Below are 22,986 nucleotides of genomic sequence, written 5' to 3' on the forward strand. Positions count from 1 at the left end.
CTTATTGGAACGTGGTTTCGCGTTCCGGCGTGGCGCTGATGCGGTGGATGGCCAGGTCGGCGCCGTCGAATTCCTGTTCGGCGTCCAGGCGCAGCCCGACGGTCGCCTTCAACAACCCGTAGACGATGATGCCGCCGATGCCGGCGATGGCGACACCCAGCAGGGTGCCGACGATCTGCGACGCGAGCGACACGCCGCCCAGTCCCCCCAGCGCCTGGCTGCCGAAGATGCCGGCCGCGATGCCGCCCCACGCGCCGCACAGGCCGTGCAGGGGCCACACGCCCAGCACGTCGTCGATCTTCCAGCGGTTCTGCGCCAGCGTGAACATCACGACGAAGATCGCGCCCGCGATCGCGCCCGTCACGAGCGCGCCCATCGGATGCATCAGGTCCGATCCAGCGCACACGGCGACGAGGCCGGCCAGCGGACCGTTGTAGACGAAGCCCGGGTCGTTCTTGCCCAGCACGAAGGCGGTCAGGGTGCCGCCCGTGAGGGCCATCAGCGAGTTGACGGCGACGAGGCCATTCATCTTGTCCAGCGTCTGTGCGCTCATCACGTTGAAGCCGAACCAGCCGACCGTGAGGATCCACGCGCCCAGTGCGAGGAACGGGATGTTCGACGGCGGGTGCGCCGAGATGCGGCCATCCTTGGTGTAGCGGCCGCGGCGCGCGCCCAGCAGCAGCACGGCCGGCAGCGCGGCCCAGCCGCCGACGGCGTGCACGACGACGGAGCCGGCGAAGTCGTGGAACGGCGCGCCGAATGCGGAGGCAAGCCAGTCCTGGATGCCGAAGCGATTGTTCCAGGCGATGCCTTCGAACAGCGGATAGACGAAGCCCACGAGCAGGGCGGTGGCGGCCATCTGCGGGTGGAACTTGGCGCGCTCGGCGATCCCGCCCGAGATGATGGCGGGGATCGCGGCGGCGAACGTCAGCAGGAAGAAGAACTTCACCAGTTCGTAGCCGTTCTTGGCGACCAGGGTGCTCGTGGCGCCCATGAAGTGAATGCCGTAGGCGATGCCATAGCCGACGAAGAAGTAGGCGATGGTGGAAACGGCGAAGTCGATCAGGATTTTTACCAGCGCGTTGACCTGGTTCTTGCGGCGTACCGTGCCCAATTCCAGGAAGGCGAAGCCGGCGTGCATCGCCAGGATCATGATCCCGCCGAGCAAGATGAAGAGCGCGTCCGCTCCGCTTTTGAATGCATCCATGCGTACTCCAAAAAAGTGCAAGTTGGTCTGATTGCACTTCTGGGTAGCAATAAACGTTCCAATTTGGTGAAGAGGCGCACTCCCAGTGGGCATGCCCGATGGGTTGCCCCGCAAGCGTGCACGAGCACCGTCGCGGTGCGTATTTGCGCCAAAATGGGGAGGTGTGGTCGATCCGGCAATCGTAGTATGCTGTCAAGCAACAACCTCACAAAGGAGACCCATGAATCGCACGATGAACGCCGCCATCCTCGCGGCTTTGCTGTCGGCCGGCGCACCTATCCTGTCCGCCCACGCCGCAACGACCCAGACGTCCCCCGCCGCTTCGTCGGCCGAACGCCAGGTCGACCGCATCGCTGCCCGCTTCTACGATGCGCGCGCCCGGTTCGACCCGATGCTGTACGCGACCGCGAACGGCGACAGCCGCTACGACGACCAGATCGGCATGGCGATCGACCCGAAGGTCCGCGCCCGCTACTTCGCGCAGAACCACAGGCTGCTGGACGACCTGCAGAAGATCGACAAGACGCACCTGTCGGAGAAGGCGCGCCTGAACTACGACATCCTCGCTTTCGAGATCCGCGCCCAGCTCGACCTCGCGCGCTTTCCCGAGCACCTGCTGCCGCTGAACCACTTCGACAACATTCCGAGCAACCTGGCGAACTACGCGAGCGGCACGGGCTCGCAGCCGCTGGCGACGCCGGCCCAGTACCGCGCCTACCTGTCGCGCCTGGAGCAGCTGCCGGCATGGATCGACCAGGCCATCGCCAACATGAAGGAAGGCGTCAAGAAGGGCGTCGTGCAGCCGAAGGCGATCACGGCCAAGATGCTGCCGCAGTTCCGCCAGCTGGCCGCGACCGATCCGGAAGCGAGCATCTTCTACACGCCCATCAAGAACCTGCCGGCCGGGTTCTCCGACGCGGATAGAAAATCGCTCACGGCCGGCTACCGCCAGGCCGCACAAAGGATCGACGCCGCGCTCGCGCGCCTGAACACCTACCTCGAGAAGGACTACCTGCCCGCGGGCCGCACGACGGCCGGCTATGGCGCGCTGCCGGACGGTGCCGCGTGGTACCAGGCCCGCATCCGCAACAACACGAACCTCGACCTGACGCCGGCGGAGATCCACGCATTGGGCGAGAAGGAAGTGGCGCGCATCCAGCAGCAGATGGCGACCCTGGCGCCGAAGCTGGGCTACGACGGCCCCCTGAAGGCCTTCCCGCAATGGGTCGCCGCGCAGGCGCGCTTCAAGCCGTTCAAGACCGACCAGGAGGTGCTGGAGCGCTACCGCGCCATCTATGCCGCTGTCGAAGCGAAGCTGCCGCAGTATTTCAGCCTGCTGCCGAAGGCGAAGCTGGACATCCAGCTGGAGCCGGAGCTGACGCGCGCCACGGCGTCCGACCATTACACGCCCGTCGCGGCCGACGGGTCGCATCCGGGCGTGTTCTGGGCCGTCGTCAACGACCCGAAGGAGTACAGCACGGTCGGCATGACGAGCCTCCTCCTGCACGAGGGTGTGCCGGGCCACCACCTGCACGCGGCGCTGCTGAAGGAGCTGCCGCTGCCGGACTTCCGCAAGTTCTTCACCGAGCACCCGAGCGCCGCCGCCTACACGGAAGGCTGGGCGCTGTACTGCGAGACGCTGGGCCGCGACTTCGGCCTGTACGACGATCCGGCCGCGTACTACGGCCACCTGAACGACGAACTGCTGCGCGCCGTGCGCCTCGTCGTCGACACGGGCATGCACGCGCAGGGCTGGTCGCGCGAGCAGGCGGTCAAGTACATGATGGATAACCTGGGCTACAACGAGGCGCGCGCGTCGAACCAGATCGAGCGCTACATGGTGTGGCCGGGCCAGGCGCTGGCGTACAAGGTGGGCGCGCTGAAGATCCTCGACCTCCGCGCGCGGGCGCAGAAGGAGCTCGGACCGAAGTTCACGTTCCCGAAGTTCCACGCGGTGGTGCTGGGGGATGGGACGCTGCCGTTGCCGATCCTGCAGGCGCAGGTGGAGAAGTGGATCCAGTCGGAAAAATAGAACCGTCGCCCCTGCGAAGGCGGGATAGCGCCCCCGGCGCTATCCCCCCAAGTTTTAAGCGTGCCGTAATGCATGCAAACTTGGATCCCCGCCAAGGCGGACGGCCAGTCCGGGGACGACGTTTTGAAGCTAACACAAGTCGGTTGAGATTACGTTCCTCGCACAGTGTGCGCAACCGTACATATCCCCGCCCCACATGGGTGCATGATGGGTTTCATGAAACCCGATGAACCCACCATCGCGCCCCCGTCGCCGGAAGCCTCGACCTGGCTGTCGAAGCTGGGCCCGGGCCTGATCACCGGCGCGGCCGACGACGACCCGAGCGGCATCGCCACGTATTCGCAGGCTGGCGCCCAGTTCGGGTTCAACCTGCTGTGGACCCTGCTGCTGACGTATCCGCTGATGGCCGCCATCCAGGTCATCAGCGCCAACATCGGCCGTGTGACGGGGCGCGGCCTCGCCACCAACCTGCAGCGCTATGCGCCGCGCCAGGTGGTGTGGGGCGTGGTCGGCCTGCTGCTCGTCGCGAACATCATCAACATCGCGGCCGACGTGGCGGCGATGGGCGAGGCGATGTCGCTCGTCGTGCCCGGCCGGCCGCTGTGGTATGCCGTCGGCTTCGGCGTGCTGTCCGTGCTGCTGCAGGTGTTCATCCCTTACCAGCGCTACGTGAACCTGCTCAAGTGGCTCACGCTCGTGCTGCTCGCGTACGTGGCCACCGTGTTCGTCGTCCACGTGCCGTGGGGCGTGGTGCTGAAGACCACCGTGTGGCCCCGCGTCGCATGGAACAAGGACTACCTCACGACGATCGTCGCCGTCTTCGGCACGACGATCAGTCCCTATCTGTTCTTCTGGCAGGCGTCGCAGGAAGTGGAAGAGCTGCGCGCGGACGATGCCGCCCAGCCGCTGCGGCAGGCGCCCGAGCAGGTGGAGCGCCAGTTCAGCCGCATCCGCTTCGATACGCTCGTGGGCATGGGCGTGTCGAACAGCGTCGCGTTCTTCATCATGCTCACCACCGCCGCCACCCTGCACGCGCAGGGCGTGCACGACATCCAGTCGTCGGCGCAGGCCGCATCGGCTTTAAAACCCGTCGCGGGCGAACTCGCGTTCGTCCTGTTCGCGCTCGGCATCGTGGGCACGGGCCTGCTCGCGATCCCCGTGCTGGCCGGTTCCGCCGCGTATGCGATGGCGGGCACGTTCCACTGGAAGAGCAGCCTGGGCGCGGAGTTTTCGGCCGCGCGCAAGTTCTACGGCATCATCATCGTCGCCACGCTGGCGGGCGTCGGCATCAACTTCATGCCCATCGATCCGATCAAGGCGCTGTACTGGAGCGCGGTGCTGAACGGCGTCATCGCCGTGCCCGTGATGGCGATCATGATGCTGGTGGCGTCGAGCCCACGCATCATGGGCAACCTGACGATCGCGCCGCGCCTGCGCGCCATGGGCTGGCTGTGCACCGGCGTGATGGCGGCGGCGACGATCGCGATGTTCGCGTCCTTCTTCTGACATTTACTGCAGGTCGATCCGGCCGTAGATGCCGTGTGCCTCGTCATTCGGACCTGCCGTGTAGAACAGCGTGTTCGTGGGCTGGTTCTGCACGCCGTTGCCGAACGCGATGCCCCACAGGCCGTCGATGACGATGGGCGTGCGGTCGGCCTTCGACAGGGTGCCGATGAACGCGCCCGTGGACGGGTTGTAGGCGTTGATCTTGCCGTCGCCGAAGTTCGCGACGAGCACCGCGTTGCTGAAATCCCCGAAGTTGGCGGGCGCCAGCGCCATACCCCACGGCGCATTCAGCGCGCCGCCCGCCGCCAGCCGGTGCAGGAAGACGCCGCCCATGTCGTACACGTCGACGACGCCCAGTCCCGCGCCCTTGACCTCGTCGTTGCCGGCCGTCTCGCGCTGCGCATAGGCCACGTAGATGCGGTCGCCGATGGCCTGGATGCCGAACGGCCCGTAGCCGGCCGGCAGGTTCGGATCGGTGAAGCCGCCGGGCAGCGTGGCTTTCTGGAAGCCGGCGTTGTAGACGTCGATGCGGTTGTTGCGGAAGTCGGCCGCGTACAGGTAGTTCGCGCCCGAAAATGCGCCGATGGCCAGGCCTTTATAAACGGCGCTGCCGCCCGTGTCGACGGCCGTCACGGCGTTCGTGCGATTGACCGCCGGCGACCAGCCCGACACGGTGCCCGTCTCGCCCACGAAGATGAAGGGGCTGGCGCCCGTCACGCCGTTCTGCGTGACCTTGAAGTCCTGGCTGCCGTTGTAGACGATGCCGGTGACGCCGGCGGGAACCGTGACGACGAGCGTCTGCGGCACGCCGTTGCCGTCGTACAGCGTGGACGTCGCCGTGCCGTTGTTGGCGACCCAGACGAAGGCCGTCGGGTTGAACGCGAGGCCCCACGCGTTGACGAGATGGGTGTCGGTGTGGGCCGCGCCGCTGGACTGGTCGGTGACGAGGGCCGTCGTGGTGAAGGCGCTCGTGATGGCCGGCGGCATGGTGACGGGCGGCGTCATCGGATGGTCGTCGCCACCGCCGCCGCAGGCCGCGACGGCGGCGCCGAGGACGATGCCGCACAGGAGGCGCGCGGCCGGATTCGATTGCAGGTTCATGATTGCACCTCAGGGGAAGGGGACGACGTTAATGCCCTCGTCCACGCGCAAGGTTCAATCGGATCGCACCTTTTAGAAACGCAGGCTGGCGCCGGCGAACAGGGCGCGGGCGCGCGGGAGGCCGCTGCCGTGCACGAGGGTCTGCACGCCGGCCTGCAGGCGCCAGTCGCCCGTGTCGTATGCGAGCGTGGCGCGCAGGTCCGCGCGGTCCCGGTCGCTCCAGTGGTAATCGCTATCGAGCGGATGCAGCAGCCCGGCATGCAGGGCCAGCGCCACGCGCTCGCCCAGCGGGATGCCGCCGTTCAGGTCGAGGTACACCGTGCGGCCCCCGCCGTAATACGCGGGCGAATACGAGATTCTCGCGTTGACGCGGTCATACGTGAGGCCGGCGTAGAACTCGTGGTAGTCGACTTCGTGGTTGCGCAAATAGATCGTGCGCGTGACGCCGGCATCCCACGACAGCCGCGTGGTCAGCGGCAGCGCCCGCCCGCCGTAGACGATCAGCAGGCCCTGGCCGCGGCCGTACAGGTCGATGGGCGACGCGAAGGTGCCGGCGTACCAGCCGCCGTCGAAGTCGTGGTCCACGCGCAGCTGCACGGCGGGATTGCGGCCCTGCGAGACGCCGCGCACCGTGTATTCGGACACGACGGAGAGGTCGGCGCTGGTCTGGGCCAAAGCACCGGGCGCCGCGCAGAGGGCGGCGGTGAAGAATGCGAACGCGCCCGCGACGGGTTTCAGTGCGGCGGGCGCGGGGAGGGAAGGCTGGCGGTCGTGGTCGTCGATGGGCATAGGCAGAAACAGGCTCCGGCGGCGCGCGCAACGGCCGCGCAGGCGTCTATGCTACCAGCTTGTCCGGCGCCGGAGGCCAGCGCGGCGGGCACGATGCGTGCGCCGCCGTCGAGGTCGGCCCGCAGCCTGGCCGGCGTTGTTCCGGGACGCAGTTCCAGCACCAGCGCGGCGAGCCCCGCCACGTGGGCCGACGCGTACGACGAGCCGGACACTAGCCCGAAGCGCGCGCCCGGCAGCGACGTGGGCACGTCCGTCCCCGGCGCGCGCAGCGACCCGGGCGGCGGCGCGCGCTGCGTGTCGGACGCCACCGCGATCACGCCCGGATGCGACGCGGGAAAGCCGCCGTCGGGCTGCGCCGGATCGGCCGCGCCGACGAGCGTCACGCCGCGCGCGAGGGCCGCGTCGAGCAGGGTTTCCAGCAGCCGGTCGCGCGGGCCGCCGAGGCTCATGTTGATGACGCGCGCATCGCTCATCAACGCAAAATTGATCGCCTTGCCCAGCGTGAAGCTGTTGCAGCGGGCGGGCGGCCCGGCCGTCTCCCAGCACGCGCGCAGCGCAAGCAGTTTGGCACCGGGCGCGATGCCCGCGATGCCCAGGCCATTGCCTTCGCGCGCCGCGATGATGCCGGCGACGGCCGTGCCGTGCGCTTCCGCACCGTCCGGATACGCGTCGACGAAGTTGCGGCGCAGTTTGATCTGGCCGTCGAGGTCGGGATGGTTCGCATCGACGCCGCTGTCGATGACGGCCACCGTCACGCCGCGTCCCGTGCTGGCGCGGTGCAGCGCGGGCAGCTGCCATGCGTGCGTGGCCGGCTGCACGGGCAGCAGCGGGTCGCCGTCGGCCAGGCCGTGGTAGTCCTGGATCGCCTGCGCCCATGCGACGCGCGAGTCGTGCGCGAGCGTGTCGAGCAGGCGGTCGACGGGGCCCGTGCCCGTGTCCTCCATCAGGAAGCAGTCGATGCCGATGGCGGGCATCGGCCAGTCGTCGACGACGCGCAGGCCGTAGGTGGCGGCGAGGTCGCGCGCGACGCGGCGGCGCGCGGCGCGGGTGCCGTCCTCCGTGTAGCCGCCGCCGTAGGCGCCGTCGGGCCGGAAGTGCGGCGAGGGCATGCGCAGCATCACGAGCACCTGGCGCGTGGCCGGTGCCGGCGTCGAGACAGGGTGCGTGGCCGCCTGCGTAGCCGCGCTCGCGCGCGGCACCACGCAGGCGAACGCCATCAAGACCGCGACCAGGGCGAGGAGGGCGGCTTTCACGGCTGCTTGTCCACGACGAGCGGTTCGGCCAGCGTCACCGCCGGCTCCGCGCGCAGCCGGGCCAGCACCGGGTCGAGCCGGCCGTCCGCGCCGACGAGCCACGCCTCCGTGACGGTCGGCCCGCCGACGATGCGCGCACCGCTGGCGCGCACGATGCGGCGCAGTTCCGCCTCCGGCGTGTCGGGCCGGAAGGTCACGACGACTCGCGCCATGCCGTTCGCGCCGGCGGCGCCGAGGACGCGGTAGCTGGCCGGCGAATCCGGCTGCCCGGAAGGGCGCGCCAGCAGCGCCGCCAGCACCGCGATCGCGCCGAACTGAAAGGCGACGGCGGCGCGCAGCCACGTGCGGTCGTTGGCGGCGGCGCGGTCGCGCCAGCGTTGCAGCAGGCCTGTCCTTGCCTGCACAGGTGGGGCATCCAGCTGGGGCATCAGCCGGGCCAGCGCGCGGTCCGGATCGAAGTCGAGGTCCGGACCCGGCCCGGCCGCATGCACCGTGCGCAGCAGGGCGAGGTCGGCGCGGCACTGGGCGCAGGTTGCAATATGCGCCTGGACGCGTTCCAGTTCGGCGCCGGCCAGGGTGCCGTTGGCGAGCCAGGGCAGGGCGTCCTGCGCGTCGAGGTGGTCGGTGCGTGTGTTCATGGCCGGACCTCCAGCTGGTCTTCCAGCAGCGTTGCCAGGCGGCGGCGCGCGTGGAACAGGCGCGTCTTGACGGTGTTGACGGGACATTCCATGATTTCTGCGATTTCTGCGTAACCCATGTCGTGATAGAAGGTCAGCTGGAAGGCGGCCCGCTGCGCCAGCGGCAACGTGGCGACGGCGGCGTCGACGGCGTGCGCGAGGCGTTGCTGTTCGAAGCGCCAGTCGGGCCGGCCCGCGTCGTCCGCCGCGCACTCGTCGGCCGGGGCATCCAGCGGTTCGTCGAGCGCGTGCAGGGCCTTGCAGGCCTTGCGGTAGGCGATCGCGAACACCCAGGTCGACACCTTGCAGCTGCCGTCGAACGTGGCGGCCTTCTGCCAGACGACGAGCAGGGTGTCGTTGACGATTTCCTCGATCAGCGGCACGCTGCGCGTCATACGTTGCAGGAAGCGCGCCAGGCGCGGAAAGTACGCGCGGTACAGCGTCTCGAAGGCGCGCCGGTCCCCGGCCGCGACCCGACCCACCAGGCTGGCCTCGTTCTCGGCCGCTCCTTCATACTTTCCGTCCACGCTTGCGCTCTCTGCTGTTTTGCGGTGAATACCCGCCGGCCGCGCCAAGGTTCATGCGTTCCGCAAATATTTTTTGCCGCACGTGATTTTTACACGGATCGGCGTTGCCGGGACGCGCCGGGCATGTCACGATGTCGCCATGCTAATTCATTCTTGCCCCATGAAACGACTTGCCATCCCCTTCCTCGCCGCCGCCCTGGTCTTTTCCGGCGCGGCCCACGCCCAGTCGAAGCAGGAGCCCCGTCCGCTCGGCTACAAGAAAGTCGCCGATGCGCTGGCCGCACTGCAAAAGAATCCGGACGCGAAGGTCTCCCATCCGGGCGGCTGGACCACGTACGCCATCCAGAAACCGGAGGTGGCCGTGTGGTCGTTCGTGCCGCAAGGACATGAAGCCTACCCGGCCGTCGTGCGGCGCCTGGTCCGCAAGACGGACGAGGGCACGTTCGTCGAGATGAAAGTGCTGTGCGAAGCGAAGCAGGACGCGTGCCGCCGGCTGGCCGTGCACTTCCAGCAGATGACGGCGCAGATGCAGCAGAAACTGCAGGAGATGCAGGCGCAGAAAGGCCAGGAAGCCAAGCAGTAGGGGGCATTTGGGGCCGGGGGCCCCAAATGCGTGCCCACGCGTGCCTACCGGTTGACCACCACCTTGGCCGCAGCCGTCACCTGGTCGCGCAGCCACTTGTGCTCCGGCGACTGGTGCACGCGCTGGTGCCACAGTTGATAGAAACGCATCGGCGGGAACTTGATCGGCACCGTGAAGTTTTTCAGCGGCAGCGTCTTTTCGTAGAACCGGATGAACTGGCGGCCCGTCGTCAGCACGAGGTCCGTCTGCGTGAGCATGTACGGGATCAGGCCGAAATAGGGCGATTCCACGGCCACCTTGCGGTGCATGCCTTGCCGCTCGAGGAAGGCGTCGATCACGCCGTGGTAGCCGGGCAGCATCGCGGTCGGCGCGATGTGCGGCAGCGTGAGGTAGTCCTCGACCGTCATCGCGTCGGCCGCCGTGCGCTTGGCGTAGGCGCTGTCGGCGCGCATCGTGCAGATGATCGGGTCTTCGAACAGTTTCGAGATGTGCAGGTGCGACGGCGGCTCGTCCCAGTTGGCGATGACGAGGTCCATCTCGCCGTCCGACAGCATGCGCAGGTAGTCCGTGCCCGGCCCCAGGTGGTGGATGGTCACGCGGCTGTTCGGCGCGCCGCGCCGGATCGACGCGACGACGCCCGGCAGGAACTGCGTGTCGAGGTAGTCGGGCGCGGCGATGTGGAACGTGCGGTCGGCCTGTTCCGGCACGAACGGCGTCTTGCGGACAAAGAGGCTTTCCGTCTCGTCGAGGATGCGCTTGGCCGGCTTGAGCAGGCTTTCGCCGTGCTGCGTCGGCACCATGCCGCGCGCGCCGCGCACGAGCAGCGGGTCGCCCGTCAGTTCGCGCAGCTTGCGCAGCGACGCCGAGATCGACGGTTGCGGCTGGTTCAGCTTGAGGGCGACGCGCGAGACGTTCTTCTCGACGAGCAGCAGATAAAGGATGCGGATCAGGTGCAGGTCGAGGTGCTGGGGCAGGCTGGACATGGGAAGGTTTTTTTATAGGATTGTTATATACGTAGTCTGATTTTAAATATACGATATTTTTCATGTTCCAGAAAATATATCGACAACGGTGTCGCCTGCCGGTCACGCTGAGGAGTGCTGATGGAATACCTGATCCCGTATGGTCTCGAATGGATGAACATGCTGGTGCGCTGGCTGCACGTCATCACCGGCATCGCCTGGATCGGCGCGTCGTTCTACTTCGTCTGGCTGGACAATTCGTTGCGTCCGCCGGCGGCCGGTTCCGATCTCGCGAAGAAGGGCGTGGCGGGCGAGCTGTGGGCCGTGCACGGCGGCGGTTTCTACAATCCGCAGAAATACCTCGTCGCGCCGGCCGAGTTGCCGGCGGAGCTGCACTGGTTCAAATGGGAAGCGTATTCGACGTGGTTGTCGGGCTTTGCGCTGCTCGTCATCGTGTACTGGCTGAATGCGCAGGCGATGATGGTCGACCGGTCAGTGGCCGATTTGTCGAGCTGGCAGGCGATCGGTCTCGGACTCGGGAGCCTCGTCGCCGGCTGGGTCGCGTACGACCTGCTGTGCCGCTCGCCGCTCGGCAAGCACGATCTCGCGTTCGGCGTCGTGGTGTTCGCGCTGCTGGTCGGCGCGGCCTGCGTGCTCACTCACTTCCTCAGCGGCCGCGCGGCCTACATCCACGTGGGCGCGATGATCGGCACGATCATGGTCGCGAACGTGGCGATGGTGATCATTCCGGGGCAGCGCAAGATGGTCGAAGCGATGCGCGCGGGCTTGACGCCGGATCCCGTCCACGGCATCCGCGGCAAGCAGCGCAGCGTCCACAATAACTACTTCACGTTGCCGGTGCTGTTCATCATGATCAGCAACCACTTCGCGATGACCTACCGCCACCCGCACGCGTGGGCCGTGCTGGGCACCATCATGGCGGCCGGCGTCTTCATCCGCCACTTCTTCAACCTGCGCCACAAGGGCAGCGTGGAGTGGGTGTATCCGGCGATCGGCGTGGTGCTGCTGCTGGGGCTCGCCGTGGTGCTGGCGCCGCCGCGGCCGAACGTGTCGGCGGGGACGGTGCCGTTTGCGCGGGTGGAGACGATCCTGCGCGCGCGCTGCGTGTCATGCCATGCGGCGCATCCGACGCAGCCCGGGTTCGCGAGCGCGCCGGCCGGGGTGATGCTGGACGACGCGCATGGCATCGCGCAGAACGCGCCGCGCATCTATCAGCAGGCCGTGCAGCTCAAGGCGATGCCGCTGGCGAACATGACCAATATGACGGAGGCGGAACGCGCCGAGTTGGGCGCGTGGTTCGAAGCCGGGGCGAAGACCGACTGATGAATCGTCATTCCCGCGCAAGCGGGAATCCATGCTGAGTGTCCGCAGTCAGCTCGGCATGGGTCCCCGCTTCCGCGGGGACGACAGGGGGTTACTTCAACGTCCGCTCGAACAGCTGATAAATCCGCCGATACTCGTCATACCACGCCTCCGGCTGCACGAACGAATGCCGCTCCAGCGGGTACGGCGCCAGCTCCCAGTGATCCTTCTTCAATTCGATCAGCCGCTGCGCCATGCGCACGGAGTCCTGGAAGAACACGTTATCGTCGACCATGCCGTGCGCGATCAAGAGGTGGCCCTTCAGGTTCTGCGCGTACTCGATCGGCGACGACGTTTTATAGGCTTCCGGATCCAGGTCCGGCGTATTGAGGATGTTGGCCGTGTACTCGTGGTTGTACGTGGTCCAGTCGGTCACGGGACGCAGCGCGGCGCCGGCCTTGAAGACGTCCGGTGCACGCAGCATGGCCATCAGGGTCATGAAGCCGCCGTAGCTGCCGCCGTAGACGCCCACGCGGGCCGCGTCGCCCTGCTGGTTCGCGATCATCCAGTTCACGCCGTCCAGGTAATCGTCCAGTTCCGGATGGCCCATCTGGCGGTAGATCGCCGTGCGCCATTTGACGCCATATCCCTTCGACGCGCGGTAGTCCATGTCGAGGACGACGTAGCCGTTCTGCACGAGCAGGTTATGGAACATCTGCTCGCGGAAGTAGGGCGTGTAGCGCTGCGTGACGTTCTGCAGGTAGCCCGCGCCGTGCACGAACATCACCACCGGATATTTTTTGCCCGGCTCCAGCTGCGCGGGGCGGTACAGCTTGGCCCAGATCGGATCGGCGCCATGCGTCGACGGGATCGTCACGAACTGCGGCTGGATCCACTCGCGCGCCTTGAATTCGGGCGTGCGCGTGTCCGTCAGCCTGACGGCCTCGCCGCCGTGCGACGGCACCGTCGCGAGCTGCGCCGGCAGGTACGGGCCGGAATAATGGACGAGCAGCTTGTTCTGGTCCGGCGACAGGCGGAAGTCCTGCACGCCCGCGAGGCTGCTGACTTCGCGCGTGGCGCCGTTCGCCGCATCGACGGCGCAGACCTCGTACGTGTGCGGCGCCTTGCGGTTGCACAGCAGCCAGGCCGTGCGGCCGTCCGCCGACCATGCGACGTCGCCCGCTTCCCAACGCCCTTGCGTGAGCGCGCGCGTGCGGCCGCCCGCGTCGCGCACGTACAGGTGCGCGTAGCCGCTTTCTTCCGACAGGTACCACAGGGTCGAGCCGTCCGGCAGCCAGCCGAATTCATTGTTGTCGTAGTTGACCCACGCGTCGTCCGTCAGGCGGTGCACCGGCTGGAGCGCCGCGCGCGGCAGGTCGACGGTGGCGATCCAGCGGTCCTTGTTGTCCACCGAGCGGAACATGACGGCCACGTTGGCGCCGTTCTGGCTCCACGTGATCGCTTCGCCGTCGAAGCCGATCATCACCGGACGGTTGCCCTTGATCGGGTCTAGCTTGTGCTCCGCGCGCTGTTTGGCCAGCGGATCGACCGCGATGCCGGGCAGGGCGTCCAGCGCCAGGTCCTTCACCTCGCGCGTCGCGAGGTTCACGAGTTTCAGGCCGTGGCCCGCGGGGTTGTTGCGGCCCACGCGCGTGCGCTCTTCCGAGAATTCCTCGTAGCCGCTTTCCGTCACGTAGCGGGGCATCTTGCCGGCGCGGCCCTTGTCCGCGTTCTTCGGACCCGTGACGACGAGCAGCCAGCGGCCGTCCGGCGACAGCGCGCTGTTCAGGATCGCGACCTTGTCGCCCAGGTAGATCGGCGCGGGCGCGCGGGTCGGGTCGGCGCGGCGCAGTTCCTCGGCCTGCGCGCGGGTGGCGTCGCGCTCGTCCTTCTGGCGCTTCAGGATCGTCGACAGGCGCAGCTGCATGTCGCGCAGCGCGTCGGCCTCGGTCACGTTCGGATCCTTGGCGGCGCGCGGCAGGGCGACGGGACCGGTCACGCGGTCGGTGCGGTCCCACGCGAACCAGTCGTCGCCGATGCGGTACTGCACGCCGCGCTCGTCGGCCGTGTACTGGACGGCCTGGATCGCCACGCCGCTGCCGCGCGTGATCTGCAGGAGGGCGCCCGACTTGAGGTCGCGCTCGAACAGGTCGCCGTTGCGCACGATGACGGCGCGGGTGCGGCCGCGGTTGTACAGCATTTCCGGGCTGTCCAGCTTCGCCTGCTCGGCGTCCGTCACCTGTACCGGCGTGCCGGCCTTCGCCGCGTTCACGCGGTAGGTGTCCCGTAGGGGCGACCCGGCGCGCTTCTGCTTGTAGATGACCTGCTTGCCGTCCCAGTTCCACCACGCCGCTTCCACGGGAGGTCCGATCCAGTCGGGGTTGGCCATGGCCTGGTCGAGGGTCACGGGTGTGGAGGCGGCAGCGGGTAGCGCCAGCAGTGCGGCAAGAACGGTAAGGACAGGGAGTCGCATCATCAGTCGGGTGGATAAATGAAGAACAAGAATGCTTTTCTTGGTCAGAAATTGCAAAAAAGCATTCTAGCGCAGCCGACTATGGTGCTGTGTGGATTCGCTGGCAGGAGTGGCGCGCGTGCGTAAGTACGTCGGCGACCTTAAGGAATATTGCGGCGCACAAAAGACAACGCCCGGCCAATGCCGGGCGTGTGGAGACGATGTGGTCAGTCAGATATTACGCGGCTGCCTTCGGCTTCGCGTACTCGCCCATCCACAGTTCAGTCGGCTCTTGCGCCAGCCACAGTTCGGACGGTGCGGTCAGCGACGGGTTGCGCACGAACATCACGATACGGGTGACGACGGCGGCGGCTGCGATGGCGACGGTGAGGTATTCGAACGGGGTCATGATCTGTATCCTTGGCTTGATTAGTTGTTCGGCGTTTCGCGGACGGCTTCCGGCGCCAGCGCGGCTGCGCAGAACGGACCCAGGATGATGATGCCAGCCTGCTGCTGCATCTTGCGGCGGGCGAGGGCGCCGCTGCCCGGCTGGGCGGCGTCGGGCACGATCAGGCCGCCGTGCGCTTCATACAGTTCGATCGCAAAGGTGCGGATCTTGCCCAGGGTGTCGGCAATGTGCTGGCGCAGAGTCTTGTTCTGTGCCTGGTTGATCGTTGCGGTGTTCATGGTCATCTCCGGTGAGAAATCTGTCGTGTTGCGATGCAGTATAGGGATAACCGCGTCATAAATGAACTTTTTGTTTGTGATGCTTCCCATGCGTTTCGTGAATATTTTCTGTACGACAACTAATGTTGATTCGTACTCCTGAAATACGGAACATGAATATCTGGTTGGTTGGCCCGGAACTTGCATATCCAAAGGGCATGAAACTGCCGTCCAAGGTCCAGCGCACCCTGCGCATCGTCGTCGTCAACACCGCGTCCAGCGATGCCGCGGACGAGGCCACGCTCGCCGCGCAGGCAAGACGCAACACGGCGCTGCGCATCGGCCTGCTGGAATCGGGCTATGACATCGTCGCTTCGCTCCCCGCCGACATCTTCCTGCCGGAGCGGATCGCCCAGATCCAGCCGGACATGATCATCATCGACAGCGAATCGGACGCGCGCGACGTCCTCGAACACATCGTGATCGCCACGCGCGACGAGCCGCGGCCCATCGTCCTGTTCACGGACGACCAGACGTCCTCCAGCATGGATGCCGCGATCGAGGCGGGCGTCACCGCGTACATCGTGGCCGGGCTGCAGGCCGAGCGCGTGAAGCCCGTGCTGGATGTGGCGATGAAGCGGTTCAACCGCGAACAGAAGCTGCTGGACGAGTTGTCCGACACGCGCCGCCAGCTCGCCGACCGCAAGCTGATCGAACGGGCCAAGGGCGTGCTCATGGCGCGCAACCGGCTGACGGAGGAAGAGGCCTACCAGCGGCTGCGCAGCATGGCGATGAACAAGAAGCTCAAGCTGGCCGAAGTCGCCCAGCGCATCCTCGACGTCGAGGATCTACTCGGCTAAAACAGCAAAGGAAACGATGGCTCACGCATTCATCGCCGGCTCGGACCGGCCGGAAAAGACCGTGATCAGGGCCGGTTTCATGCCCCTGACGGATTGCGCGTCCCTCGTGATGGCGTCCGTGCTCGGGCTGGACGACAAATACGGCATCAAGCTCGAACTCGCGCGCCAGCATTCGTGGTCGGGCATGCGCGACCGCCTGCTGCAGGGCGAGATCGACGCGGCGCATGTTCTATATGGTTTGCTGTACGGCGTGGAAAACGGCATCGGGAGTCCCCCCACGCGCATGGCCGTGCTGATGAACTTGTCGCGCAATGGCCAAGCGATTACCCTGTCGCGCGCACTGGCCCGGCAGGGCGTGACGGACCTCGGCACGCTAGCCGCCGTGATGCGCGAGGGCACGCGCCGCTACACGTTCGCGCACACGTTCCCGACCGGGAACCACGCGCTGTTCCTCTATTACTGGCTGGCGGCGGGCGGCATCGATCCGGTGCGCGATGCGCAGGTGGTGACCGTCCCGCCCAGCCAGATGGCCGTGAACCTGGCGGCCGGCCACATGGACGGCTTTTGCGCCGGCGAACCGTGGAGCGCCCGCGCCCAGCTGGACGGCAGCGGCTTCACCGTCGCGACGAGCCAGGACATCTGGCGCGACCATCCGGGCAAGGCGCTCGGCGCGACGGCCGCCTTCGTCGACGCGAACCCGCACGCGTGCCGCTCCCTGATCGCGGCCGTGCTGGAGGCGGGGCGCTGGCTCGATGAATCGCCGGCGCACCGCGACGTGGCGGCCGAGGTGCTGTCCAGCCCCGCCTATGTGAACGCGGACCGCCGCGCCATCGCCGCGCGCCTGCATGGCGACTATGACAACGGCCTGGGCAAGCGCTGGATCGATCCCGATCCGGTGCGCTTCCACGACGAGGGCGAGGCCAATTTCCCTTACCTGTCCGACGCGATGTGGTTCATGACCCAGCACCGGCGCTGGGGCCTGCTGCGCGACGACGTCGATTACTCGGCCGTGGCCGCGCGCGTGAACCGCGTGGGCCTGTACCGCGAGGCGGCCGTGCTGGCGGGTGTACCGGCGTCGTCGAGCCTGATGCGCCGCTCCGTGCTCATGGACGGCAAGGTCTGGGACGGCCTCGAGCCCGACGCGTATATCTCATCCTTTCCCATCCGCCGCACCGCCCTGGCCGGTGCGTAAAAGCCGGCTCGTCGTTCCCGCGGAGGCGGGAACCCATGCTGAAGTACCGAAGCCAGTTACTAAATACGTTGCAGCATTTCCAGCGTACCTGATCCGGTTGCTCGGTATGGATTCCCGCTTTCGCGGGAACGACGGGGCACGCTTCATTGCAGTGCGCCATGAGCGTGCATGGTGCACTGCAATGAAGCGTGCAAGGCCCGGTCAATACGATCTTCCCTCTGAAAACCATCTGGCACGGGTCTTGCTGATACGGAGGTAAAGGATCAACGGCGATCCCTGAGTAAAAAGCGCCGGTCCAACGAGGGACCGGCAACAGGACAACGGCGTCCGCTGCACCCGCTTGAACGATTTCTGGAATCGTCTTCGCGGCCAGGCAGCGGGCGCCTTTTCGTTTTCAAGAAGGGAATAACAACATGGCCGGCAAAGCAAACAGTATCAAGCTATTCTCGTTTGATACGCCCCAGATGCGCGCGTTCCACCTGACCTGGGTGGCCTTCTTCGTCTGCTTCTTCGCCTGGTTTGCCTGCGCACCGCTGATGCCGGTGATCAAGGGCGAGTTCCACCTGTCGGTCAGCCAGATCGCCGACATCAACATCGCGGCCGTCGCCATCACCATCGTCGTGCGCCTGATCATCGGCCCGCTGTGCGACCGCTTCGGTCCGCGCAAGGCCTACACCGGCCTGCTGGCGCTGGGCGCGATCCCCGTGCTGGGCGTCGCCATGGCCCAGAGCTATGAAAGCTTCCTGCTGTTCCGCCTCGGCATCGGCGCCGTCGGTGCCAGCTTCGTGATCACCCAGTATCACACCTCCGTCATGTTCGGCCCGAAGGTCGTCGGCACCGCCAACGCGGCCTCGGCCGGCTGGGGCAACAGCGGCGGCGGCGTCGCGCAGGCCACGATGCCGCTGATCATGGGCGCCATGGTCATGCTGGGCGTGAACGAGACGATGGGCTGGCGTGCCGCCCTGGTCGTGCCGGGCGTGCTGATGCTCATCATGGCCGTCGTCTACTACAAGTTCACCCAGGATTGCCCGGAAGGTAACTTCACCGAACTGCGCGCCGCCGGCGTGCCGTTCGAAGCGGGCGGCAAGGGCGGCTGGGCGAGCTTCTTCGAAGCCTGCCGCAACTACCGCGCCTGGCTGCTGTTCATTACCTACGGCGCCTGCTTCGGCATCGAACTGTTCATCCACAACGTCGCCGCCACGTACTACGTCGACCACTTCGGCCTGTCGCTGAAACAGGCCGGCATGGCCGCCGGCAGCTTCGGCCTGCTGGCCCTGTTCGCCCGTGCCCTGGGCGGCTGGATCTCGGACAAGGTCGCGGCCCGCGGTGACCTGAATTCCCGCGTGAACCTGCTGTTCGTCCTGATGCTGGGCGAGGGCCTGGGCCTGCTGTGGTTCTCGCAGACCACGAGCGTCACGCTGGCCATCGTCGCCATGCTCGCCTTCGGCCTGTGCACCCACATGGCCTGCGGTTCGACCTACGCCCTGGTGCCGTTCGTGAGCCGCAAGGCGCTGGGCGGCGTGGCCGGCATCGTCGGCGCGGGCGGCAACGTCGGCGCCGTGCTGGCCGGCTTCCTGATGAAGGGCACGGGCGACGTGCGCCAGACCCTGATGATCCTCGGCGGCGCCGTCCTCGTCGCGGCGCTGTGCGCCATCGGCGTGCGCTTCACGCTGACCGTCCCCGAAACGCCGGCACCCGCCGCCGCCTGAACACGTTATTGCAGCATAGGAGTCGCAACATGAAACTGATCGTCATCGGCCACGGCATGGTAGGCCACAAATTCCTCGAAACCCTGTTCGCGGAAGCCAAGCAGGATGCCCATTTCCACGTCACCGTGCTGTGCGAGGAACCGCGCCCGGCCTACGACCGCGTGCACCTGTCCTCGTTCTTCTCCGGCACCACTGCCGACCAGCTGTCGCTCGTCGCACCGGGCTTCTTCGAACAGCACGCCGGCCAGGTCGACCTGAAGCTGAACGCGCAGGCCGTCGCCGTCGACCGTGATGCGAAAACCGTCACCTTGGCCGATGGCGCCGTGCTCTCGTATGACAAGCTGGTGTTCGCGACGGGTTCCTACCCGTTCGTGCCGCCGGTCCCGGGCAAGGAGCGCAACGACATCTTCGTCTACCGCACCATCGAAGACCTGGAAAAAATGACGGAATGCGGCGCCCGTTCGAAATCCGGCGTCGTCGTCGGCGGCGGCCTGCTGGGCCTCGAATGCGCCAAGGCGCTGCGCGACATGCACCTCGACACGCACGTCGTCGAATTCGCACCGCGCCTGATGGCCGTGCAGGTCGACGACCTGGGCGGCCGCGTGCTGCGCAGGAAAATCGAAGAACTGGGCGTCAACGTCCACACGCAAAAGAACACGCTGCAGATCGTCGCCGGCGAGTCGGCCACGCACCGCATGGAATTCGCGGACGGCAGCTTCCTCGAAGCGGACATGATCGTGTTCTCGGCCGGCATCCGCCCGCGCGACGAACTGGCCAAGGCCTCCGGCCTGGCACTGGGCCCGCGCGGCGGCATCGCCATCGACGACGCCTGCCTCGCCTCCGACCCGCACATCTACGCCATCGGCGAATGCGCCTCGTGGGGCGGCCAGACGTTCGGCCTCGTCGCACCGGGCTATGAAATGGCCCGCATCGTCGCGCGCGCGCTGATCGGCCAGGAAGCCGCCTTCGCCGGCGCCGACATGAGCACCAAGCTGAAACTGATGGGCGTGGACGTCGCATCGATCGGCGACGCCCACGGCAACACGCCGGGCTCGCGCAGCTTCCAGTTCACGGACGAGCGCAAGCAGGTCTACAAGAAAATCGTCGTGTCCGATTGCGGCAAGAAGCTGCTGGGCGCCGTGCTGATCGGCGACGCGGCCGAATACGGCAGCCTGCTGCAGATGATGCTGAACGATATGGAGCTGCCGGAGTCGCCGGAATTCCTGATCCTGCCGCAGCTCGAGGGCGGTGCGCGTCCGGCGTTGGGCGTCGACGCGCTGCCGGCAAGCGCGCAGGTCTGCTCGTGCAACGCCGTCACCAAGGGCGTCATCGCCGACGCGGTTCTAGGGGGCGCATGCGACATCGGCGCGATCAAGTCGTGCACGAACGCCGGCACGTCGTGCGGCGGCTGCGTGCCGCTCGTCACGCAGATCATGAAGTCCGAGATGGCGAAGGCCGGCATGGCCGTCAACAACCACCTGTGCGAACACTTCCCGTACTCGCGCCAGGAACTGCACCACCTGATCCGCGTGGGCGGCATCAAGAGCTTTGCCGAACTGCTGCACAAGCACGGCACGGGCCTGGGCTGCGACATCTGCAAGCCGGTCGCCGCCAACATCCTCGCGTCGACGTGGAACGACTTCGTGCTGAAGCCGCAGCACGCGAGCCTGCAGGATTCGAACGACTACTTCCTCGGCAACATCCAGAAGGACGGCACGTATTCCGTCGTGCCGCGCATGCCGGGCGGCGAAGTGACCCCGGACGGCCTGATCGCCGTGGGCGCGGTCGCGAAGAAGTACGGCCTGTACACCAAGATCACGGGCGGCCAGCGCGTCGACCTGTTCGGCGCCCGCGTGGACCAGCTGCCGGCGATCTGGGAAGAGCTGATCGCGGCCGGTTTCGAATCGGGCCACGCCTACGGCAAGTCGCTGCGTACCGTGAAATCGTGCGTGGGCTCGACGTGGTGCCGCTACGGCGTGGGCGATTCCGTCGGCTTCGCCATCGCGCTGGAAAACCGCTACAAGGGCCTGCGCGCGCCGCACAAGATCAAGTTCGGCGTCTCCGGCTGCACCCGCGAATGCGCCGAGGCGCAGGGCAAGGACGTGGGCCTGATCGCCACCGAGAAGGGCTGGAACCTGTACGTGTGCGGCAACGGCGGCATGAAGCCCCGCCACGCGGAACTGATCGCGTCGGACCTGGATGAAGCGACGGTCGTGAAGCTCGTCGACCGCTTCCTGATGTTCTACGTGCGCACCGCCGACCGCCTGCAGCGCACCAGCACGTGGCGCGAGAACCTGGAAGGTGGCCTGGATTACCTGAAGCAGGTCGTCGTCGACGACAAGCTGGGCATCGCCGCCGAACTGGAAGCCGACATGCAGCGCGTCGTCGACACCTACGCCGACGAGTGGAAGAACGCCGTCGAAGACCCGGCCGTGCGCCAGCGCTTCCGCAGCTTCGTCAACACCGAGGGCACCGACGACAACGTGGTGTTCATGCCGGAACGCGGCCAGATCCGTCCGGCCACGCCGGACGAACGCCGCCGCGTCATCCCGATTGCAGCAGCCTGATAGATGGACTGAAAAGGAGAACACCATGCACCGCGATATTCAACTCAACCAGTGGAACGCCGTCTGCTCGCTCGACCAGATCGTCCCGGACACGGGCGTCGCCGCCCTGCTGAACGGCCGCCAGGTGGCCGTGTTCCGCGTGGGCGCCGAGGCGCCGCGCGTGTTCGCCATCGATAACTACGATCCGAACTCGGACGCCGCCGTGCTGTCGCGCGGCCTGGTCGGCAGCATCGGCGAGCGCATCGTCGTCGCGTCGCCGATCTACAAGCAGCACTTCGACCTGCAGACCGGCGAATGCCTGGAAGCGCCGCACCACTCGGTGTCGAGCTACCCGGTGCGCGTCGAGGATGGCAAGGTCTGGGTGGGTGCGTAAATGAAGACTCATCCGCGCCTGGTCGTCATCGGCAACGGCATGGCGGGCATGCGCACGGTCGAGGAGCTGCTGAAGCTCGCGCCCGACATGTACCGCATCACCGTGTTCGGCGCGGAGCCGCACGGGAATTACAACCGCATCCTGCTGTCGCCCGTGCTGGCGGGCGAGAAGACCGTCGACGACATCATGCTCAATACGCGTGAATGGTACGACGCCAACGGCATCACGCTGCACGCGGGCGACCCGGTCGTGCGCATCGACCGCAAGAAGCGCGTCGTGCACGCCGCGTCCGGCCTCGTGGTGCCGTACGACCGCCTGTTGATCGCCACGGGTTCGAAGCCGTTCATCGTGCCGGTGCCGGGCCACCAGCTGCCGGGCGTGATCGGCTTTCGCGACATCAGCGACGTCGACACGATGCTGGACGCCGCGCGCGCGGGCGGGAAGGCCGTCGTCATCGGCGGCGGCCTGCTCGGCCTGGAGGCGGCCAATGGCCTGCTGCGCCAGGGCATGGAGGTCGCCGTCGTGCACGTGACGGGCAGCCTGATGAACCAGCAGCTCGATCCGCCCGCCGCGGAACTGCTGCGCGCGAGCCTGGAACAGCGCGGCCTGCGCATCCTGCTGAACCGCCAGACCGTCGCCATCGAGGGCGAGGACCGCGTGCGTTCGGTGCGCTTCGAGGGCGGCGAGACCGTGGACGCCGACCTCGTCGTGATGGCCGCGGGCGTGCGTCCGAACGTCGAACTGGCGAAGGCCGCGGGCCTGCATTGCGAGCGCGCGATCGTCGTCGACGACACGCTGCAGACCTACGACCCGCGCGTGTACGCCGTCGGCGAATGCGTGCAGCACCGCCGCGCCACGTTCGGCCTCGTCGCGCCGATCTGGGACCAGGCGCGCGTCGCCGCCGCCCACCTCGCAGGCTCGGGGCACCGCCGCTACGTGCAGCAGGCCACCGCGACGAAGCTGAAGGTGACGGGCGTGGACCTGTACTCGGCCGGCGACATCGTCGGCGGCGAAGGCAGCGAAGACCTCGTGCTGCGCGACCGCCGCGGCGGCATCTATAAACGCCTCGTCGTCGCGGGCAACCGCCTGACGGGCGCCGTGTTGTACGGGGACGTCGCGGACGGTCCCTGGTACTTCGACCTGATTCAACAGCGGACGGACATCTCGTCCATCCGCGACCAGTTGCTGTTCGGCCGAGCGGCCTGAC

Annotated in this window: 20 protein-coding genes; 10 read left to right on the forward strand and 10 right to left on the reverse strand. The window is 67.1% G+C overall.

Annotated elements, in window-relative coordinates; genetic code table 11:
- Position 1: 1 nt before the first annotated feature.
- Complete coding sequence (locus ASD28_RS01855) at positions 2-1,207, reverse strand: ammonium transporter (protein ID WP_056123066.1); 1,206 nt, start codon at positions 1,205-1,207, stop codon at positions 2-4.
- A 220-nt stretch (positions 1,208-1,427) separates the two neighbouring features.
- On the opposite strand from ASD28_RS01855, the gene ASD28_RS01860 reads away from it, so the two are divergent.
- Complete coding sequence (locus ASD28_RS01860; protein ID WP_056123068.1) at positions 1,428-3,239, forward strand: DUF885 family protein; 1,812 nt, start codon at positions 1,428-1,430, stop codon at positions 3,237-3,239.
- Between the two features lie 216 nt (positions 3,240-3,455).
- A complete protein-coding gene (locus ASD28_RS01865) occupies positions 3,456-4,745 on the forward strand; it encodes an NRAMP family divalent metal transporter (RefSeq protein WP_056123070.1) in 1,290 nt (429 codons plus the stop codon).
- A 3-nt stretch (positions 4,746-4,748) separates the two neighbouring features.
- Here ASD28_RS01865 and ASD28_RS01870 read toward each other — a convergent pair whose 3' ends face one another.
- From ASD28_RS01870 to ASD28_RS01890, 5 genes are all read right to left on the reverse strand, one after another.
- Positions 4,749-5,846, reverse strand: coding sequence for a TIGR03118 family protein (locus ASD28_RS01870; protein WP_056123072.1), 1,098 nt, complete (start codon positions 5,844-5,846; stop codon positions 4,749-4,751).
- Between the two features lie 72 nt (positions 5,847-5,918).
- The gene (locus ASD28_RS01875; RefSeq protein ID WP_056123074.1) at positions 5,919-6,635 is read right to left on the reverse strand and encodes a TorF family putative porin; all 717 of its coding nucleotides are present in this window, start codon (positions 6,633-6,635) and stop codon (positions 5,919-5,921) included.
- Complete coding sequence (locus tag ASD28_RS33140) at positions 6,581-7,888, reverse strand: S8 family serine peptidase (RefSeq protein WP_056123075.1); 1,308 nt, start codon at positions 7,886-7,888, stop codon at positions 6,581-6,583. Before ASD28_RS33140 ends, ASD28_RS01875 begins: the two co-directional genes overlap by 55 nt.
- Positions 7,885-8,526 (reverse strand): zf-HC2 domain-containing protein, encoded by a 642-nt coding sequence (locus tag ASD28_RS01885; RefSeq protein ID WP_056123079.1) that lies wholly within the window; start codon positions 8,524-8,526, stop codon positions 7,885-7,887. Before ASD28_RS01885 ends, ASD28_RS33140 begins: the two co-directional genes overlap by 4 nt.
- A complete protein-coding gene (locus tag ASD28_RS01890) occupies positions 8,523-9,092 on the reverse strand; it encodes an RNA polymerase sigma factor (protein WP_056123082.1) in 570 nt (189 codons plus the stop codon). Before ASD28_RS01890 ends, ASD28_RS01885 begins: the two co-directional genes overlap by 4 nt.
- 160 nt (positions 9,093-9,252) lie before the next feature.
- Here ASD28_RS01890 and ASD28_RS01895 point away from each other — a divergent pair, with 160 nt between their 5' ends.
- A complete protein-coding gene (locus ASD28_RS01895) occupies positions 9,253-9,675 on the forward strand; it encodes a hypothetical protein (RefSeq protein WP_056123086.1) in 423 nt (140 codons plus the stop codon).
- 44 nt (positions 9,676-9,719) lie between these two features.
- Here the strand turns inward: ASD28_RS01895 and ASD28_RS01900 are convergent, their stop codons facing one another.
- Positions 9,720-10,658, reverse strand: coding sequence for a LysR substrate-binding domain-containing protein (locus ASD28_RS01900; RefSeq protein WP_056123089.1), 939 nt, complete (start codon positions 10,656-10,658; stop codon positions 9,720-9,722).
- Between the two features lie 120 nt (positions 10,659-10,778).
- Here ASD28_RS01900 and ASD28_RS01905 point away from each other — a divergent pair, with 120 nt between their 5' ends.
- Positions 10,779-11,981: a urate hydroxylase PuuD gene (locus ASD28_RS01905; RefSeq protein ID WP_056123092.1), complete on the forward strand. Its 1,203-nt coding sequence runs from the start codon at positions 10,779-10,781 to the stop codon at positions 11,979-11,981.
- Between the two features lie 91 nt (positions 11,982-12,072).
- Here ASD28_RS01905 and ASD28_RS01910 read toward each other — a convergent pair whose 3' ends face one another.
- The 3 genes from ASD28_RS01910 to ASD28_RS01915 all read right to left on the reverse strand — a co-directional run bounded on the left by ASD28_RS01910 (position 12,073) and on the right by ASD28_RS01915 (position 15,099).
- Positions 12,073-14,433 (reverse strand): prolyl oligopeptidase family serine peptidase, encoded by a 2,361-nt coding sequence (locus tag ASD28_RS01910; protein WP_056123619.1) that lies wholly within the window; start codon positions 14,431-14,433, stop codon positions 12,073-12,075.
- A gap of 217 nt (positions 14,434-14,650) precedes the next feature.
- Positions 14,651-14,821 (reverse strand): hypothetical protein, encoded by a 171-nt coding sequence (locus ASD28_RS31560; RefSeq protein ID WP_156403645.1) that lies wholly within the window; start codon positions 14,819-14,821, stop codon positions 14,651-14,653.
- A 20-nt stretch (positions 14,822-14,841) separates the two neighbouring features.
- Positions 14,842-15,099, reverse strand: coding sequence for a hypothetical protein (locus ASD28_RS01915; protein WP_036229690.1), 258 nt, complete (start codon positions 15,097-15,099; stop codon positions 14,842-14,844).
- A 197-nt stretch (positions 15,100-15,296) separates the two neighbouring features.
- Between ASD28_RS01915 and ASD28_RS01920 the strand changes: the two genes are divergently transcribed.
- The 6 genes from ASD28_RS01920 (at position 15,297) to ASD28_RS01945 (ending at position 22,985) form a co-directional block, all read left to right on the forward strand.
- The gene (locus tag ASD28_RS01920) at positions 15,297-15,938 is read left to right on the forward strand and encodes an ANTAR domain-containing response regulator (RefSeq protein ID WP_056123095.1); all 642 of its coding nucleotides are present in this window, start codon (positions 15,297-15,299) and stop codon (positions 15,936-15,938) included.
- Positions 15,939-15,954: 16 nt separating this feature from the next.
- Positions 15,955-17,130, forward strand: a complete 1,176-nt coding sequence (locus ASD28_RS01925) for a CmpA/NrtA family ABC transporter substrate-binding protein (protein ID WP_056123097.1) — start codon at positions 15,955-15,957, stop codon at positions 17,128-17,130.
- A 413-nt stretch (positions 17,131-17,543) separates the two neighbouring features.
- Positions 17,544-18,839, forward strand: coding sequence for an MFS transporter (locus ASD28_RS01930; RefSeq protein WP_056123101.1), 1,296 nt, complete (start codon positions 17,544-17,546; stop codon positions 18,837-18,839).
- Positions 18,840-18,868: 29 nt separating this feature from the next.
- Positions 18,869-21,406: a nitrite reductase large subunit NirB gene (nirB, locus tag ASD28_RS01935; RefSeq protein WP_056123103.1), complete on the forward strand. Its 2,538-nt coding sequence runs from the start codon at positions 18,869-18,871 to the stop codon at positions 21,404-21,406.
- Between the two features lie 25 nt (positions 21,407-21,431).
- Complete coding sequence (nirD, locus tag ASD28_RS01940; RefSeq protein ID WP_056123106.1) at positions 21,432-21,779, forward strand: nitrite reductase small subunit NirD; 348 nt, start codon at positions 21,432-21,434, stop codon at positions 21,777-21,779.
- Positions 21,780-22,985, forward strand: coding sequence for an NAD(P)/FAD-dependent oxidoreductase (locus tag ASD28_RS01945; RefSeq protein ID WP_056123108.1), 1,206 nt, complete (start codon positions 21,780-21,782; stop codon positions 22,983-22,985).
- The last annotated feature ends 1 nt before the right edge of the window (position 22,986 follow it).

The sequence above is a fragment of the Massilia sp. Root133 genome (assembly GCF_001426525.1).
GTDB classification, from domain to species: Bacteria; Pseudomonadota; Gammaproteobacteria; order Burkholderiales; family Burkholderiaceae_D; genus Telluria; species Telluria orientalis.